The organism is Tardiphaga sp. 768_D3_N2_1 (assembly GCF_052076105.1).
Classification (GTDB): domain Bacteria; phylum Pseudomonadota; class Alphaproteobacteria; order Rhizobiales; family Xanthobacteraceae; genus Tardiphaga.
Genome location: NZ_CP197245.1, coordinates 5,753,079 through 5,768,815 on the forward strand (window position 1 = coordinate 5,753,079; position 15,737 = coordinate 5,768,815).

At 62.5% G+C, this 15,737-nt stretch carries 15 protein-coding genes; 13 read left to right on the top strand and 2 right to left on the bottom strand.

Annotated elements, in window-relative coordinates:
- Window positions 1-30 precede the first annotated feature (30 nt).
- Window positions 31-756 carry a CBS domain-containing protein gene (locus AB8A27_RS27025; RefSeq protein WP_441244531.1) on the top strand — a complete coding sequence of 242 codons (726 nt, stop codon included), beginning with the start codon at window positions 31-33 and terminating at the stop codon, window positions 754-756.
- Between the two features lie 49 nt (window positions 757-805).
- Here the strand turns inward: AB8A27_RS27025 and AB8A27_RS27030 are convergent, their stop codons facing one another.
- On the bottom strand, window positions 806-1,861 hold the full coding sequence (locus tag AB8A27_RS27030; RefSeq protein ID WP_441244532.1) for a polysaccharide deacetylase family protein: 1,056 nt from the start codon (window positions 1,859-1,861) through the stop codon (window positions 806-808).
- A 162-nt stretch (window positions 1,862-2,023) separates the two neighbouring features.
- Between AB8A27_RS27030 and AB8A27_RS27035 the strand changes: the two genes are divergently transcribed.
- From AB8A27_RS27035 to phoB, 10 genes are all read left to right on the top strand, one after another.
- Complete coding sequence (locus AB8A27_RS27035) at window positions 2,024-3,427, top strand: OmpA family protein (protein ID WP_441244533.1); 1,404 nt, start codon at window positions 2,024-2,026, stop codon at window positions 3,425-3,427.
- On the top strand, window positions 3,424-3,723 hold the full coding sequence (locus tag AB8A27_RS27040) for a hypothetical protein (RefSeq protein ID WP_441244534.1): 300 nt from the start codon (window positions 3,424-3,426) through the stop codon (window positions 3,721-3,723). Before AB8A27_RS27035 ends, AB8A27_RS27040 begins: the two co-directional genes overlap by 4 nt.
- 330 nt (window positions 3,724-4,053) lie before the next feature.
- Window positions 4,054-5,100, top strand: a complete 1,047-nt coding sequence (locus AB8A27_RS27045) for a lysylphosphatidylglycerol synthase domain-containing protein (protein ID WP_441244535.1) — start codon at window positions 4,054-4,056, stop codon at window positions 5,098-5,100.
- Between the two features lie 39 nt (window positions 5,101-5,139).
- A complete protein-coding gene (locus AB8A27_RS27050) occupies window positions 5,140-6,456 on the top strand; it encodes an ATP-binding protein (protein ID WP_441244536.1) in 1,317 nt (438 codons plus the stop codon).
- 441 nt (window positions 6,457-6,897) lie between these two features.
- On the top strand, window positions 6,898-7,908 hold the full coding sequence (pstS, locus tag AB8A27_RS27055) for a phosphate ABC transporter substrate-binding protein PstS (RefSeq protein ID WP_441244537.1): 1,011 nt from the start codon (window positions 6,898-6,900) through the stop codon (window positions 7,906-7,908).
- Between the two features lie 152 nt (window positions 7,909-8,060).
- Entirely contained in the window at window positions 8,061-9,059 is a 999-nt protein-coding gene (pstC, locus tag AB8A27_RS27060; protein WP_441244538.1) for a phosphate ABC transporter permease subunit PstC, read from the top strand.
- A gap of 1 nt (window position 9,060) precedes the next feature.
- Entirely contained in the window at window positions 9,061-9,906 is an 846-nt protein-coding gene (gene pstA, locus AB8A27_RS27065) for a phosphate ABC transporter permease PstA (protein ID WP_092140311.1), read from the top strand.
- Complete coding sequence (pstB, locus tag AB8A27_RS27070; protein ID WP_441244539.1) at window positions 9,903-10,730, top strand: phosphate ABC transporter ATP-binding protein PstB; 828 nt, start codon at window positions 9,903-9,905, stop codon at window positions 10,728-10,730. The genes pstA and pstB overlap by 4 nt, the downstream gene beginning before the upstream one ends.
- A 26-nt stretch (window positions 10,731-10,756) precedes the next feature.
- Window positions 10,757-11,470: a phosphate signaling complex protein PhoU gene (gene phoU / locus AB8A27_RS27075; protein WP_092140309.1), complete on the top strand. Its 714-nt coding sequence runs from the start codon at window positions 10,757-10,759 to the stop codon at window positions 11,468-11,470.
- A gap of 90 nt (window positions 11,471-11,560) precedes the next feature.
- Window positions 11,561-12,265, top strand: a complete 705-nt coding sequence (gene phoB / locus AB8A27_RS27080; protein ID WP_068737970.1) for a phosphate regulon transcriptional regulator PhoB — start codon at window positions 11,561-11,563, stop codon at window positions 12,263-12,265.
- Between the two features lie 258 nt (window positions 12,266-12,523).
- Here phoB and AB8A27_RS27085 read toward each other — a convergent pair whose 3' ends face one another.
- Entirely contained in the window at window positions 12,524-13,033 is a 510-nt protein-coding gene (locus AB8A27_RS27085; RefSeq protein ID WP_441244540.1) for a GcrA family cell cycle regulator, read from the bottom strand.
- A gap of 446 nt (window positions 13,034-13,479) precedes the next feature.
- Between AB8A27_RS27085 and AB8A27_RS27090 the strand changes: the two genes are divergently transcribed.
- Together AB8A27_RS27090 and argF are read left to right on the top strand one after the other, a co-directional pair.
- Window positions 13,480-14,706 carry an aspartate aminotransferase family protein gene (locus AB8A27_RS27090; RefSeq protein WP_441244541.1) on the top strand — a complete coding sequence of 409 codons (1,227 nt, stop codon included), beginning with the start codon at window positions 13,480-13,482 and terminating at the stop codon, window positions 14,704-14,706.
- Complete coding sequence (gene argF / locus AB8A27_RS27095; RefSeq protein WP_441244542.1) at window positions 14,706-15,644, top strand: ornithine carbamoyltransferase; 939 nt, start codon at window positions 14,706-14,708, stop codon at window positions 15,642-15,644. The genes AB8A27_RS27090 and argF overlap by 1 nt, the downstream gene beginning before the upstream one ends.
- Window positions 15,645-15,737: the final 93 nt, after the last annotated feature.

Consider the following 15,737-nt stretch of genomic DNA (forward strand, 5'->3'; position numbering starts at 1 on the left):
AAACGGACCTCAACCCAATGGGAGAGTGTCGTGAGAGCTCATCAAATTATGACCCGCAAGCTCGTCACCGTGTCGCCAGACGCGTCGATCAGCGAGGCTGCGCGGCTGATGATCGACTACCACGTCAGCGGATTGCCTGTGGTGGATGCGGCCGGCAAGCTGGTTGGCATTGTGACCGAGCGGGACTTTCTGCGCCGGCACGAGGTCGGCACGCAGCGCAGGCGTCCGCGCTGGCTCGAATTCGTGCGTGGCCCCAGCCTGCAGGCCGTCGATTATGTCCGCGAAGCCGGCCGCAAGGTGCACGAGATCATGACCCGCGAGGTCCGCACGGTGACCGAGGAGACCGGTCTGGCCGATATCGTCGAAGTCATGGAGAAGTATCACATCAAGCGCGTGCCGGTGGTGCAGGGCGACAAGCTCGTGGGTATCGTCAGCCGGCAGAATTTCGTCGAGGCGATCGCCGATGTCATGCACGATGTCTCCGATATCGGGTCGAGCGATGCGTTGATCCGCCGCCGCATCGTCGCTGTGCTCAGGCATAACGAATGGACACCCGTCGGCCTCGGCGTCCGGGTGAAGGATGGCGTCGTGGACATCGACGGCTTCATCACGGACGAGAATGTCCGTCAGGCAATCGTCGTGGCTGCTGAAAATGTGGCCGGCGTCACCCGCGTCAACGAGCATCTGTGCTGGGTCGATCCGATATCGGGTGTTTATTTCCCGCCGGATACCGATCTGCCGCAAAAGCCGGTCTGATCCGATGCGGGACGCGGCGCTGCAGTTCGCCTGCAGCGCATGGAGTGGACTATCCGACGCCGCGCTGGAAGCCGTTCCACATAGCGGTGGCGGCACCGGAGGTCAGCACCGGCAGGTAGCGGGTGTCCTGATAGTTGCCATTCAGCGAGACCCGCGGCAGCGCGGTGAGCTGCGCGGAGTTCGCCGAGGCGATCACGCCGGGGCGCGTCGTCACGGCCGTCTGGAAGCCGGCGTTTTTCGCCAGTTCGAATTCCCGTGTCCCAGCGGCGCAGCGATCGCCATAGGGATAGGCGAGATGTATGGCCGGGCGCTGCAGAACGTTCTCGATATCGGTGCGGCTGGCTGACAGCTCATGCACGACCATCGCTTCGGTCTGTTTGGCGAGATTGCAGTGGCTGACGCTATGCGCGCCGATCGTGACCAGCGGATCGGCGGCGAAAGGCTTGAGTTCGTCCCATGACATGCACAGCTCACGGCTGACCGCGTCTTCGTCGACGCCATGCGCGGCGCAAAGCGCGCTGATCTCGCGGCGGACGTCCGCTTCTTCCGGCAATCCGCGCAGCCAGCCATGCAGGCGGTCGAACGCCATGTCCTTGCCGGCGAGAGTCGATGTGTCGAGGCGCATCATCTGTCCGTCGATCGGGGCCTCGATCGCATCGGCCCTGGCGACGACGCGCTCCAGCGCCACCCACCACAGCCGGCCTGTGCCGGAGGCGAAGTCGCTGGTCACATAGACCGTGAAGGGCGCGTCGAAATCCTGCATCGCGGGCAATGCATGGTCGCGGTTGTCGCGATAGCCGTCGTCGCAGGTGAAACAGGCGAAACGGCGCGATACATCGTGTTCCGTCAGCCGCCGCCGCACTTCATCGGGCGTTACGATATCGACGTCGGTCGCGCGCAGATAAGCGAGGGTGGCGCGCAGGAAATCCGGCGTGATCTCGAGGTGGCGGTTGGGCTGGAACGGACCGGCATGCGCCGGGCGCACATGGTGCAGCATGAAAATGGTGCCCACGCCGCCGAAGAAAGGTCGCAACACGCGGTGGGCGCCGCTGAAATACAGCGCATCCAGGCCGGCACGAATAATCGTGTTGCGAATCTGCTTCATCGTATGACCGAGCAATTGATGCTACCCACGGAAATGATCAGAAACGATTGAACAAAGCGTTATTCGAATACCCGCGGCAGCACCAGAGGTTTGCCTTGATTTCAATTTGACAGTCCCGCAAGGGTTTGTTTTCTCTCTGTTTCCAGACCCGCAGGACGTCGAATGCACGGATTTTACAGGTGGAGTGCCAAATGGTGGCCCGGGCTCATCCCGCTTGCCATTCTTTGGGTGGTTGCTGCCTGGGTTAGCACGATTCCGCTTGAGACGGATTTAACGGCGCGCAGCACTGCGGCGCTGAAAAACACGATCCTGGACAAGAGCCAGATCACGGTTGCCGGCCGTGACGTATCGTTTTCTGCCGAAGCATTTTCCGAAGACGGCCGCCTCAGCGCGGTCTCGTCGGTCGAGGCCACGCCGGGCGTGCGCCTGGTCAATGACGAAACCCGTCTCGTCGCCGAGGCCAAGCCGTTCGTCTGGGTCGCGGAGCGCGACAATGTCCGCGTCACGCTGTGGGGGACCGCGCCATTGCCGGCCAGCAGGGCGCGAATTGTGGAAGCGGCCCGCGCCGCACTCAGCGGAACCGAGGTCTCCGACCGGATGGGTCTGAAGCGCGGCGCGCCGCCGCGGTTCGATGCCGCAGCCGTGCTGTTGCTTGATCAGGTCGCCAAGCTGAAGGAAGGCAAGGCGGTCATTTCGGATACCAATGTCAGCCTCTCCGGCATGGCGCGTGATCTCGGCGGCCGCGAGGCCATCGCGGCAGCGCTGAAGAACCTGCCGGAAGGTTTCACGGTCGCGGCCAATGACATCAAGGCGCCGCCCTATGTGTTCCAGGCCAACAAGGACCCGGTGACGAATACGCTGACGTTGAGCGGCTATGTCCCGGACAACAACATCCATGCCGCACTTGCGTCGGCTGCCGGACGCAAGTTCGGCAATGAGAAGATCGTCGACAACCTGAAGGCCAGCATCGGCGCGCCTGGCGGTTTTGCCGCAGCGGTAACGACGGCGCTGGGCGCGCTGTCGCGGCTGTCGACCGGCACGCTGGTGGTGTCCGATCGCGAGGTAAGGCTGTCGGGCGACGCACTCTACGAAGTCGCCGCCGACCAGATACGCGCAAGCCTGGCGCGCGAGCTCCCGCAGGGTTGGCAGGCCAAGGCCGAAGTATCGGTGAAGCCCGCGGCGGCACCGGTCGATGCCAGCGTTTGCCAGCAGCTCTTCGCGCAGAACCTGACCAAGGGCCGCATCCGGTTCGAACCGTCCAGCGCCAGCATCAATGTGGATTCCGCGGGCTTGCTCGATCGCCTTGTGGAAATCGCCATGCGCTGTCCCAATGTCCGGGTCGAGATCGCCGGGCATACTGATGGCGATGGCGACGCGGCGTTCAATCAGTCGCTCTCGGAAAAGCGCGCGCTCGCCGTCGTGGAATATCTGGTGAAGGCCGGCCTGCCTGCGGATCGTTTCTCGACGATCGGCTATGGCAGCACCCAGCCGATCGCCACCAATGACACCGACGAAGGCAAGTTGCAGAATCGCCGGATCGAATTCGTCGTGAGGCAAGCGCCATGACCTATCTTGCGATGTTTCACTGGGGCTGGCTCCTCGGAGCGTTCCTGATCGGTTTCTGCATGGGCTGGATCGCCGTGGTCTATCGCGGGCATTCGGTGTCGCGGGTCTGGATCCAGCGCCTGTCGGTGATCGCTGTGGTCATCGTCGGTATCGCGATTGCCAAAGTCGTGCCCGGCCGCTTCGGCTACTGGCTCGATCTCGGCCTTGCATTGTTCGGCTTCTATCTCGTCGGCTGCGCCATCGGGTCGTGGCTGCGCGACATTGTGGTGGTCAGGCAGCAGGCCCGCGCGAGGTGAGGTCAGCGGTGCAGGCCGCTGCCGTCTTTTTTATCAACGTCTCGCCGCCAAATCGGCGGCATGAGGTCACGAAAGCCTCATTGTGACGTGAGACGCGTCAGGACGTTGGCATTTTGCCGCAGCGAATGCGCCCGAGAGGCTGGTGGTTTGTTAGGACTGACCTAATATACTGATGTGACTTGTTTTTATTCACAGCCGGCGAATTCCACTTTGCTGAAAAACGCGCTACGACGGTTGTGCCGGAGACAACGTGATGTGGCGGTTCCGCCGAGGCTAGTCTGACTTCCCTGGTCCGGATTCCGTGGTCAGGGGATCGCATTCGAGGTTGAGATGCTGGAAGCAATACGCAGGGCGATTTCGTTTCTGCGCGAGAAGCAAGTCCTGCACAAGCTCGGTGTCTTGATCAGCGTCGCGGTGATCGGCGTCGCCTGCTACATGCTGTATCACAAGCTGCGCAACATCGACGCCGCCGCCGTCTTCCGGGCGATGACGGAAACCGAGCCGCGGCTGATCATGCTGTCGGCGCTGTCGGTCGCCGCCGGCTATTTCACGCTGACCTTCTACGACTGGTTTGCGGTGCGCACGATCGGTCGCCGCGACGTGCCTTACCGGATCAATGCGCTGGCGGCCTTCACCAGCTATTCGATCGGCCACAATGTCGGCGCCAGCGTCTTCACCGGCGGCGCGGTGCGCTATCGCATCTATTCGGCTTGGGACCTCAGCGCGGTCGATGTCGCCAAGATCGTGTTTCTGGCCGGCCTTACTTTCTGGCTCGGCAATCTCGCAGTGCTCGGCCTGGGCATCGCCTATCACCCGGAGGCGGCCAGCGCGATCAACCAGGTGCCGCCCTGGATGAACCGCATTCTGGCTTACGTCATCCTCGCCGGCCTCGTCGGCTATGTGATCTGGGTCTGGATGAAGCCGCGCAGCGTTGGCCGTGGTCCATGGTCGGTGGTGCTGCCGGGTGGCCCGCTGACCCTGCTCCAGATCAGCATTGGCATCATCGATCTCGGTTTCTGTGCGCTCGCGATGTACATGCTGGTGCCTGCCGAGCCTGACGTCGGTTTCGTCGTGGTGGCGGTGGTGTTCGTCTCGGCGACTTTGCTGGGTTTCGCCAGCCATTCGCCGGGCGGTCTCGGCGTGTTCGATGCCGCGATGCTGGTCGGCCTCGAAATGATGGATCAGGAAAAGCTGCTCGCCGGCATGCTGCTGTTCAGGGTGCTTTATTACCTCGCGCCATTCTTTATATCAGTCATGTTACTGACGCTTCGCGAGCTTATCATTGGTTCGCGATCGAAAAAGCTGCAGGCGGTCGCGGCCGAGGCCCAGCCGGGTGTCGGCCACCCGCTGAAGGAACATGGCCGCTCCGGCGCCTGACACGAGTTCGCATGCGCAGCAGGAAGAGATCCGGTTCAGATGGCCATTGAAGCTTCTCCATCGACCATGTTCTCGCCGTGGCCGGACCGGCTGCGGCATTCGGCGATCATTTTGCTGGCAGCCGGTCTGGCGCTGGCTGCTTTGGTGTTCTTCGGCGAGTTGTCGCCGCTGCGCGCCGGCATCGTGTTCGTTTGTATCGCCGGTGCGGCACTGGTGCCGTGGCGCCTGCATGACGCGGTGACGGCACGCGATGAGGCTCTGGCCGCCAACCCCGTCGAGGCGCCTGCAGTCCGCGCCATCATCGCCGGCATTCCCGATCCCGCCGTGCTGCTCGATAGGGCCGGCCGCGTCATCCATCTCAATCCCGCCGCGGCGCAACTGGCGCCCGCTTTGCGCAAGAACGAACTGGCGCAATTCGCGCTGCGTTCGCCGGAGATCATCACCGCCTTGCGCGAGGCGATCGCCACCACCGAGCCGCGCCGCGCGACCTATCTTGATCACGTTCCGGTCGATCGCTGGATGGAATTGATGATCACACCGGTGCCGGTCCCGACGGCCTTTGGCGGCACCGACACCTGCATGCTCATGACGTTCCACGACCAGACGCCGCTGCGCCGTGTCGAGGAAATGCGGGCCGATTTCGTCGCCAATGCCAGCCACGAGCTGCGTACGCCGTTGGCGGCACTGTCCGGCTTCATCGACACGCTGCAGGGACCGGCCAAGGACGACCCCAAGGCGCGTGAGCGTTTTCTCGGCATCATGCATGCGCAGGCGACCCGCATGGCAAGGCTGATCGACGATCTCTTGTCGCTGTCGCGCGTCGAACTGTCGGCGCATGTGCGGCCGGATACGCTGGTGGATATTCTCCCGATTATCCGTCAGGTCGGCGACGGACTGGAGCCGCTGGCCAATGAGCGCAACGTCAAGATCGAGATGGCCCTTCCGGCGACCCCGGTGTCCGTCGCCGGCGATCGTGAGGAATTGCTCAGGCTGTTCGAGAACCTGATCGAGAACGCGCTGAAATACGGCGCCTCGGGCGGCAAGGTGGACGTCTCGTTGACCACCGAGGCGACTGCGGAGGGTGTACCGGAAATCCGCGTCGCCGTGCGGGACTATGGCCCGGGCATCGCCCCCGAGCATCTGCCGCGCCTGACCGAACGTTTCTACCGGGTCGATGTCGGCGACAGCCGCGCGCAGGGCGGTACGGGCCTCGGCCTCTCACTGGTGAAGCACATCCTGAACCGGCATCGCGGTCGGCTGCTGATCGAAAGCGTGCCCAAGAACGGCGCGACCTTTACCGCCGCCTTTCCGCAAGTGAAGACCCCGCCGGCGCCTCCCGCCTCTGCGGCGTCCTGACGCCTCAAACTCCCATCGTTCTGCCTTCCCCCGTCACGACCGCCCCCGGGCGGTCTCGCATGGCTGCGCTTCGCTCAGGCCATCAAAAAAAGCCTGGCGGCTGGGTGCGGCATTGCGTCCGATCAACCTCAGGATCGTGCCCGCAGGCGTCATAGGCGCACATGTTCGCGAGGCCGGATTCTACCTTCTGAAACATATTGTTAACCCCTGTGACGGCCGATTTTGACGGCCTGCCATGACGCTTATGGAAGGGCATTTTCGGTGTCATTTGCACGGTAAAATTATCTGTAGAAGCTGAAAAACAAAGCATTTACAGATGCTTGTTGTCGTCATCCAAGTGTCATGGAACTATCATAAAAGCACAATCGACCACCCCTAAACGGGCGGCGTGAGCACGACTGGCGCATCCGGCGCGGTCGCTCACGAGATTGGAGACATCCCATGAAATTCCTCAAAGCGATCGTCGCTGCCGGCCTCGTTGCCGCCTCGACCTCGGCATTTGCCGCCGACATCACCGGTGCCGGCGCGACCTTCCCGTTCCCCGTCTATTCGAAGTGGGCCGACGCCTACAAGAAAGAGACTGGCAACGGTCTGAACTATCAGTCGATCGGTTCGGGCGCTGGCATCAAGCAGATCCAGGCGAAGACCGTGACCTTCGGCGCCACCGATGCGCCGCTCAAGGCTGAGCAGCTCGATAAGGACGGTCTGGTTCAGTGGCCGATGGTGATGGGCGCCATCGTTCCCGTCGTGAATCTCGAAGGCATTGCTTCGGGCGAACTGATCCTCTCCGGCGAAGTGCTCGGCGACATCTATCTCGGCAAGGTCACCAAGTGGGACGACGCTGCCATCGCCAAGCTGAACCCGAAGCTGAAGCTGCCGTCGGCCGCCATCACCGTCGTTCGTCGTTCGGACGGTTCGGGCACCACCTTCAACTTCACCGACTATCTGTCGAAGGCTTCGGCTGACTGGAAGACCAAGGTCGGTACCGGTACGGCTGTCGAGTGGCCGGTTGGCGTCGGCGCCAAGGGCAATGAAGGCGTTGCTGGCAACGTCGGTCAGACCAAGAACGCAATCGGTTATGTTGAATATGCTTACGCCAAGCAGAACAAGCTGACCTATGCTGGTCTCGTCAACAAGGCTGGCAAGACCGTGCAGCCGACCGTCGCTGCCTTCCAGGCTGCTGCTGCCAATGCCGACTGGGCAAAGGCTCCCGGCTACTACGTGATCCTCACCGACCAGCCGGGCGACGCGTCCTGGCCGATCACTGCGGCGACCTTCATCCTCATGCACAAGACCCCGACCGACAAGGCGGCGTCGGCTGAAGCGCTGAAGTTCTTCAAGTGGTCGTTCGAAAAGGGTGACAAGGCTGCTGAAGAGCTCGACTACATCCCGATGCCGGACTCGGTCGTCAAGCTGATCGAAAAGACCTGGTCGGCTGACATCAAGAGCTAATCTGGCGTGTGGGCGGAGGAGAGGGGCATCTCTCCTCCGTTCGCTGCACTGCAGGGCTGAGTTTCTTTCTTCTTCTCTTCTGACTTCGCGCCCTGACAAGCCCATCCAGGGCAACGCGTTTTGGGGTATTGTAACAATTACAGGGGACTGGCGTGGCAGACATGGCCGTACAGAGCTCTTCGATGGACGCTGCCGGACCTTATGATCGTGCGAAGGCTCTGAATGCCTTCAAGACCGGGGACCAGGCGTTTTACTGGATCACCCGCATCTCGGCACTGTCCGTTCTGTTTATTCTCGGCGGCATCATTCTGTCGCTCATCGTCGGCGCATGGCCGGCGCTCAAGGAATTCGGTTTCTCCTTCCTGACCACGCAGCGTTGGGCGCCGTCGGCCGATCCGCCGGTGCTGGGCGCGCTCGGCCCGATCTACGGCACGCTGATCACCTCGGTGATCGCGATGGCTATCGCCATTCCGGTTGGCATCGGCATCGCGGTGTTCCTCACCGAACTGTGCCCGCAGTGGCTGCGCCGCCCGATCGGCATGGCCGTTGAGCTTCTCGCGGGTATTCCCTCGATCATCTACGGCATGTGGGGCTTCTTCGTGCTCGGCCCGTTCCTGGCCAATCACTTCCAGCCGTTCCTGATCAACATGTTCGAAGGCGTGCCGGTGCTCGGCACCATCTTCGCCGGTCCGCCGTCCTATCTCTCGCTGTTCAACGCCTCGCTCATCCTCGCCATCATGGTGCTCCCCTTCATCACCTCGATCTCGGTCGACGTGTTCAAGACGGTGCCGCCGGTGCTCAAGGAAGCCGCTTACGGCGTCGGCTGCACCACCTGGGAAGTCGTCCGCAATGTCGTCATCCCCTACACCCGCGTCGGTGTGATCGGTGGCGTCATGCTGGCGCTCGGCCGTGCGCTCGGTGAAACGATGGCGGTGACCTTCATCATCGGCAACTCGTTCCGCATTACCGGATCTCTGTTCGGTCCGGGTACCACGATCTCGGCGGCGATCGCCTCCGAATTCGCGGAGAGCGACGGGTTGCATCAGTCGGGTCTGATCCTGCTCGGCCTGCTGCTGTTCGTGCTTACCTTCGTGGTGCTCTCGGCAGCGCGCCTGATGCTGCTGCGTCTGGAAAAGAAGGCGGGCAACTAACATGAACCCGATTTACGCTTCACGCCGTCGCAATGACAAGATCGTCCGTGGGCTCTGCATGGGTGCCGCTCTCTTTGGCGTCACCTGGCTCGCGCTGATCCTGTTCACCCTGTTCTACAACGGGCTCGCCGGCATCAGCCTGCAGATCTTTACCCAGAACACGCCGCCGCCCGGTTCGCAGGAGGGCGGTCTGCTCAATGCCATCGTCGGTTCGGTCATCATGACCATCATCGGCGTCGGCATCGGTGCGCCGCTCGGCCTGTTTGCTGGCACCTATCTCGCGGAATACGGCAAGCACGACAAACTCACCTCGGTGATCCGCTTCATCAACGACGTGTTGCTGTCGGCCCCGTCCATCATCATCGGCCTGTTCGTTTATGGTGCGGTGGTGGTTCCGATGGGCGGCTTCTCGGCTCTCGCCGGTTCGCTTGCGCTCGCCGTGATCGTGATCCCCGTCGTGGTTCGTACCACTGAAGACATGCTCGGCCTCGTGCCGAACCCGCTGCGTGAAGCGGCCTCGGCGCTCGGCCTGCCGCGCTCCCTGGTCATCAAGCGGATCGCCTATCGTGCAGCCCGCGCCGGTCTCATCACCGGTGTGCTGCTGGCGACCGCGCGTGTCGCCGGTGAAACGGCGCCGCTGCTGTTCACCGCACTGAGCAACCAGTTCTTCAGCCTCGACCTCACCAAGACGATGGCCAACCTGCCGGTGACCATCAACAACTTCGTGCAGAGCCCCTACGAGTACTGGAAACAGCTCGCCTGGAGCGGTGCCCTGATCATCACCTTGACCGTACTTGCCCTTAACATTGGCGCACGCATTCTCGGCGCCGAGAGGACAGCAAAATGAGTGAGCTTTCTGTGTCGTCTGGCGTTTCTTCCGTCTCGATGCCGCCGCCGTCGGTCCTGCAGGGCGAGACCCGGCCCAAGGTCACCGTGCGCGATCTGAACTTCTATTACGGCGAACATCACGCCCTGAAGAAGATCAACCTGACGCTGATGGCGAACCGCGTGACGGCGTTCATCGGCCCGTCGGGCTGCGGCAAGTCCACGCTGCTGCGCATCTTCAACCGCATGTATGACCTGTATCCCGGCCAGCGCGCCGAGGGTCAGCTTATGCTCGACAACCAGAACATTCTGGATCCGAAGCTGGACCTCAACCTGCTGCGCGCCCGTGTCGGCATGGTGTTCCAGAAGCCGACCCCGTTCCCGATGACGATTTACGAAAACATCGCCTTCGGTATCCGTCTCTATGAGAAGATCTCCAAGTCGGAGATGGATGGCCGCGTCGAAAAGGCACTGCGCGGCGGTGCGCTCTGGAACGAAGTCAAGGACAAGCTCAACGCGTCGGGCCTCAGCCTGTCGGGCGGTCAGCAGCAGCGTCTGTGCATCGCACGCACCATCGCGGTGCGGCCGGAGGTGATCCTGTTCGACGAGCCGTGCTCGGCGCTGGATCCGATCTCGACCGCGAAGATCGAGGAACTGATCGACGAGCTCAAGGATCAGTACACGATCGCGATCGTGACCCATAACATGCAGCAGGCGGCCCGCGTCTCCGACACCACGGCCTTCATGTATCTCGGCGAGCTGATCGAGTTCGATCAGACCAACAAGATCTTCACGTCGCCGACCGATCGCCGCACCCAGGATTACATCACCGGCCGCTTCGGCTGACGCGATATTCGCGGGAGGATTTAGATATGGCTTTTGAACACACCACCAAGGCTTTCGACGACGATCTGCAGGAGCTGACCCGTCTCGTCGCCGAGATGGGTGGCCTCGCAGAACGGCAGATCGTCGAATCCGTCGATGCGTTGATCCGCCGAGACGTCGCGCTCGGTGCGCGCGTCGTCGCCACCGACGCCGAGATCGACCAGTTGCAGCGCACGATCGAAGAGCGTGCCGTGCTGACCATCGCCAAGCGCCAGCCGATGGCTGTCGACCTGCGCGAGATCGTCGGCGCGCTGCGCGTCGCCACCGATCTGGAGCGCATCGGCGATCTCTCCAAGAACATCGGCAAGCGCGTCAATGCACTGGACAGCGACTTCCATCCGCTGAAGCTGATCCGCGGCCTCGAACACATGACCGACCTCGTGACCACCCAGGTCAAGGCCGTGCTTGACGCCTATGCCGCGCACGATCTGCCCGCCGCCATGACGGTGTGGAAGGGCGACGAGGAAATCGACGCGATCTGCACCTCGCTGTTCCGCGAACTCCTCACCTATATGATGGAAGACCCGCGTAACATCTCGTTCTGTATCCACCTGATGTTCTGCGCCAAGAACATCGAGCGGATCGGCGACCACGCCACCAACATTGCGGAAACCGTGTTCTACATGATCGAGGGCCAGCAGATCCTCGACAAGCGCCCGAAGGGCGACATGACCACATTCGCGAATACGCCGACGGCCTGAAGCATGATGCGGGAAAGCGGAAGCCGGTTTCCCGCAAGGATCATGATTTAAGGCTTATCGGACGTCACTGAGGATATTGACCATATGGCTGTGAATGCACGCATTCTGGTGGTGGAGGACGAGGAAGCCCTCACGACGCTTCTTCGCTACAACCTCGACGCTGAAGGCTATGATGTTGAAACCGTCGCTCGCGGCGACGATGCCGACACCCGCTTGAAGGAGCGGGTGCCGGATCTCGTGGTGCTCGACTGGATGCTGCCGGGCCTGTCCGGCATCGAACTGTGCCGCCGTTTGCGCGCACGGCCTGAAACCAAGGCACTGCCGATCATCATGCTGACGGCGCGCGGCGAAGAGAGCGAACGCGTTCGCGGTCTCGCCACCGGCGCCGACGACTATATCGTCAAGCCGTTCTCGGTGCCGGAGCTGCTGGCGCGCGTGAAGGGTCTGCTGCGTCGTGCAGCTCCCGAGCGTCTCGCCACCGTCTTGGCGTTTGGCGATATCGAACTCGACCGTGACAAGCGCCGCGTCGTGCGCTCAAGCCGCCCGATCGATCTCGGTCCGACCGAATATCGCCTGCTGGAGTTCTTCCTGGAACATCCGGGCCGCGTGTTCAGCCGCGAACAGTTGCTCGACAGCGTCTGGGGCCGCGACATCTATATCGACGAGCGCACCGTCGACGTGCATATCGGCCGCCTGCGCAAGCTGCTCAATCCCGCCGGCGAGCCGGATCCGATCCGCACCGTGCGTGGTGCCGGCTACGCGCTGGACGACCGCTTCGACAAGGCGGCGGAGTAACAACACACGCTGTGTCGTCCCCGCGAAGGCGGGGACCCATAGCCTCCGTCTTCTCGGCTCTATCCAGGACGCCTGCGAATACTCGCCCCAACCACTTAGTCGGTGGTTATGGGTCCCCGCCCCGCGCACGCCTTCGGCGTGCTAGGCGGGGACGACATTGAGTTTGGTTCAGGCGTCTCTCGGTCACACTTGCTGCCCCCAACGAAAAATGCCCGGCTCATCACCGGGCATTTTCATTTGCTTTAGATATCTTCCAGCTCAGCGTGCCGGCTTCGGTACTGCGCGGCGGCGGTCGCTTGCCGGCTGATAGGCGATGCGCGAGTGATGCGCGCAATAAGGGGCGCCGGTCAGGGCCTTGCCGCCGCAGAAGTAGAAGTCTGCGCTCGACGGATCGCCGATTGGCCAGTGGCAGGTGGCGTCGCTGAGTTCGACCAGCGACAGGCGCTGGCTGATCGGCACCACATTGTCATAGGCGATCGGATCGGGCTCGGCCTCGACCTCGTAATTATGGGCCAGCGCGGTGTTGCCGCGGGCCATCGGGCGGGCGACGCGTACCATCTGCTGCGCCGGGCGCGCCTTGCGCTGCCGCGGAGCTGCCGAAGAGGGGCTCTTGGCGCGGCCGGACAGGCCGAGACGGTGCACCTTGCCGATCACGGCGTTGCGGGTCACGTTGCCGAGTTCCGCAGCGATCTGGCTGGCGGAGAGGCCGCCTTCCCAGAGTTTCTTCAACTGTTCGACGCGATCGTCGGTCCATGTCATTACCGTCATCGCAGTTTTCCCTTCGTGAACGCCGGCCTGACCAGGCGGCGCTGCGAGTTGAGACTTCAAAAATCCCTGCGGTCAGAATCCCTTAGCGCTCACCGGGCGCGAATTTCGCGTCCGGCTGTTACGCCGCACTGGATGTGTCAAAAGGATCTACCGCCGCACGAGATGTCGTATCCGACAAGGCAAAAGCTACAATATGCCGTGACTCGCACGCAAGAGTCGGGCATGCCGCGTCCACATGCTTCTGCAAATAAAGCTGCAAAATCGGCTTTTTCTGCGACTCCGTGTGACTCGAAAGCCGCAGTGCGCGGTTGACAGTCTTCACAGCACACATAGAATAATGCCCACGTGCCGCCCGAGAAGGGCGGCACGTTTCGTTTCTAGGGTCCGTTGTTCGATTTCGCACAATTGTCATCGACGCGGCCGCAGTCTTTTCGATCGGAACGGTTATGACCAGCAACGCAACGTCTTCGCCCCTCTCTCAGGCTCACTTGCTGCCTGTTTTCGCGCGTGCGGATGTCGCTTTCGAGCGCGGTGAAGGCGCGTGGCTGATTGGAACCGATGGCGAGCGCTATCTCGATTTTACCAGCGGCGTTGCCGTGAACGCTCTCGGTCATGCGCATCCGCATATGGTCGCCGCGCTGCAGGAGCAGGCCACCAAGCTCTGGCACATGTCGAACCTGTTCAAGAGCCCGGACGGTGAGCGCCTCGCCGCGCGGCTGTGCGAACAGAGCTTTGCCGACTTCGTGTTCTTCGCCAATTCGGGCGCGGAAGCGATGGAATGCGCGATCAAGGTCGTCAGGCACTATCATTTCTCCAAGGGCCATCCCGAGCGCACGCGCATCATCACCTTTGAAGGCGCGTTCCATGGCCGGACCCTCGGCACGCTCGCCGCGACGGGTGCCGCGAAATATCTCGAAGGCTATGGCAAGCCGCTCGATGGCTTCGACCAGTTGCCGCTCGGCGATATCGAAGCCGTAAAGAAGGCGGTTGGCCCGAACACTGCCGGCATTCTCATTGAGCCGCTGCAGGGCGAGGGCGGCGTACGCGCGCCGGCCAACGCATTCTTCCGTGCGCTGCGCGAGATCTGCGACGAGAACGGCATCCTTTTGATTTTCGACGAAGTGCAGACCGGCATGGGCCGCACCGGCGAACTGTTTGCCTATCAGCGCATCGGCGTGACGCCGGATGTGATGTCGCTGGCCAAGGCGCTCGGCGGCGGCTTCCCGATCGGCGCGTGCCTCGTCACGGCCGCTGCAGCCGAAGGCATGGCGCCCGGCTCGCATGGGTCGACCTTCGGCGGCAATCCGCTGGCGGTCGCTGCTGCGAATTCCGTGCTCGATATCATGCTGAAGCCCGGCTTCTTCGATCACGTGAAGAAGATGTCCCTGCTGCTGAAACAGAAACTCGCGGGCGTGGTCGATAGCCATCCGGACGTGCTCAGCGAAGTGCGCGGCGAAGGTCTTCTGATCGGCCTCAAGGCCGTCGTGCCGGCGGGCGATCTCGTGGCCGCATTGCGTGACGCGAAGCTGCTGACGGTTGGCGCGGGCGACAACGTCGTGCGCTTCCTGCCGCCGCTGATCGTCAGCGAGTCCGAGATCGAGCAGGCCGTGCAGCGGCTGGAACAGGCCTGCGTGGCCTTGGGCTCATCGGCAAAGACGCAGGGAGCCGCGTGATGAGCACGTCACCGCGGCACTTCCTCGATCTCACGGCCGTGCCGGCCAGTGAGTTGCGCAACATCATGAACGCGGCTGCCGCCATGAAGGCGAAGCTGAAGGGCAAGGACGGCTCCAATGCCGAGCCCGATCGTCCGCTCAAGAACAAGACGCTGGCGATGATCTTCGAAAAGCCGTCGACGCGCACCCGCGTGTCGTTCGAGGTCGGCATGCGCCAGCTCGGCGGCGAAGTCGTGATGCTCACCGGCGCCGAAATGCAGCTCGGTCGCGGCGAGACCATTGCCGACACCGCGCGCGTGCTGTCGCGCTTCGTCGACATCATCATGATCCGCATCCTCAATCATGACTCGCTGGTGGAGCTGGCGGAAAATGCGACCGTGCCAGTCATCAATGGCCTGACGCGCTTCTCGCATCCCTGCCAGGTGATGGCGGATGTCATGACCTATGAGGAACATCGCGGGCCGATCAAGGGCCGCACCGTGGCCTGGACCGGCGACGACAACAATGTGCTGATGTCCTGGGCCCATGCGGCCGAGCGCTTCCAGTTCAAGCTCAATATCGCAACGCCGCCGCAGCTGTCGCCGAAGAAGCCGTTCAAGGACTGGGTCAAGGCGGCCAACGCGCCGATCACCTTCAGCAACGATCCCGATGCGATGGTGAAGGGCGTCGACTGCGTCGTCACCGACACCTGGGTGTCGATGGGCGACAAGGACGGCGAGACCCGCCATAACCTGCTGAAGCCCTATCAGGTCAATGCGCGCCTGATGTCGCTGGCGAAGCCGGACGCACTGTTCATGCACTGCTTGCCGGCGCATCGCGGCGAGGAAGTTACCGACGAGGTGATCGACGGTCCGCAGTCGGTGGTGTTCGACGAGGCCGAAAACCGTCTGCATGCGCAGAAGGGCATTCTGGCCTGGTGCCTCAACGCTGTGGCGTGAGGTCTTTCTGCGGCTACAGTTTCTAAAATCTCCGTCATGCCCGGCCTTGTGCCGGGCATCCACGTCTTGGCTTCAAACAAAGACGTGGATGGC